General features: G+C 61.3%; 2 protein-coding genes. Both read left to right on the top strand.

From position 1 onward, the window contains the following. Positions 1 to 544 (top strand): N-formylglutamate amidohydrolase (locus tag EOA28_RS35540; RefSeq protein WP_189342377.1); only part of this gene is annotated, 544 nt, incomplete at its 5' end. Between the two features lie 172 nt (positions 545 to 716). Then, a complete protein-coding gene (locus tag EOA28_RS35535; protein ID WP_041011982.1) occupies positions 717 to 1,301 on the top strand; it encodes an XRE family transcriptional regulator in 585 nt (194 codons plus the stop codon). Positions 1,302 to 1,456 lie beyond the last annotated feature (155 nt).

The following is a 1,456-nucleotide window of genomic DNA, read 5'->3' as shown; positions in this document are numbered from 1 at the left end:
CTATTCGCGGCTGTTCCTCGACTATAACCGCCCCGCCGATGAGTGGGATTTCATGCGGCCGGACCTCGGTGGCATCCCGGTGCCGGGCAATCTGGCGGTCGATGCCACTGATGCAAGGCTGCGCAAGCTTGTCGCCTGGGCGCCGGTCGAACGGGCGATCGTCGAAGCCGCCGCCGGCAGGCGCGCGCTGATTTCGGTGCACTCCTTCACGCCGGTGATGGGCGGGGTGAGGCGCGATGTCGATATCGGCGTGCTGTGGCGGGAACAGTCGCCCTTCGTGAACTCGGTGCTGAAAACGCTCAGGACCCAGGGCACGGAGGCAGGCTTCAGGATCGGCGACAATGAACCCTATGATTGGCGCCAGGCCGTCGGCTACACGCTGAACCGGCATGGGCTGCAGCAGGGCCGGCCCTGCCTCTATCTCGAGGTCCGCAACGACCTGCTTGCCGATCCGGAAACTTTCGAACGCATCGGCCGCCTTCTTGAAAATGCCTTTGCCACCGTCGCGATGTCCCTATGGCCGCAATCAGCCGTAGCCGTCTAAAGGCTGGACGCTCAAATAACGGGCCGCTAGAGCGTTTCACCGTTTCACGGAAACGGCGAACCGCTCTATCTCATTGTTTTTACGCAATTCCGGACGGAAAACCGCTCACACTTTTCCTGGAATTGCTCTAGAGCTTGTCAAATTGGAAACACGACGGCCAAGGGCGTGGACGATGCAAGGCAATGTGGGCAGCAAGATCCGGGACGCGCGCAAGCAGCAGAACATCACCTTGCGCGACCTCAGCGAGCGCTCCGGCCTTTCCGTTTCGCAGCTGTCAAAGCTGGAGAACGGCAAGGCTAGGCTGACCGTCGACATCGCGCTGATGATCGCCGGCGTGCTGCACGTGCCGGTGGCCTCCTTCCTGTTCAGCCCGAAGCCCGGACCGCAGGCGCGCCGCTCGATCACGCGCGCCGGCAGCGGCATTCTGCATGAAGGCAACGCCATGGAATTCGAGGTCTTGTGCAGCGATTTCCGCGATAAGACCAACATTTTCTGGCGCGTCACGCTGCGCGCCAGAAGTTTTGAGGAAAACGGCGGCTGGCGCAGCCATTCGGGTGAGGAGTTCATCCATGTGCTGAGCGGCAGCCTGCAGCTGCACACGCTCCATTACGACCCGACGGTGCTGCAGCCAGGCGACAGCATCCTGTTCGACGGCGAGATGCAGCACGCCTATGTCGCGCTCGGTGACGAGCCCGTCATCATGCTGATGTCGAACACCGTGCCGCGCGACGGACTGGCGCCGGGAGCAGGCGTCTGACCGACGCGCCACGACCTTCCGTTCAAGAATTTTTCTAAAATGGAAAAAAATGCTTGTTATGGAAAAGTCGGAGGACTAGCATCCTTTTGACCGGCCGACAGGAGAACAGCCAGCGGCCGGAATGGGAGAAATGACCGATGCTGTCGGTTGAGGCA

Source organism: Mesorhizobium sp. M2A.F.Ca.ET.067.02.1.1, from assembly GCF_004023285.1.
Classification (GTDB): domain Bacteria; phylum Pseudomonadota; class Alphaproteobacteria; order Rhizobiales; family Rhizobiaceae; genus Mesorhizobium.
The sequence above is the reverse complement of the archived record's forward strand: the minus strand, read 5'-3'. Positions and strand labels throughout refer to the sequence as shown.

Excerpts from the sequence above, each read along its gene's own strand:
- EOA28_RS35535 (WP_041011982.1), top strand. The coding sequence starts at position 717 with ATGCAAGGCAATGTGGGCAGCAAGATCCGGGACGCGCGCAAGCAGCAG.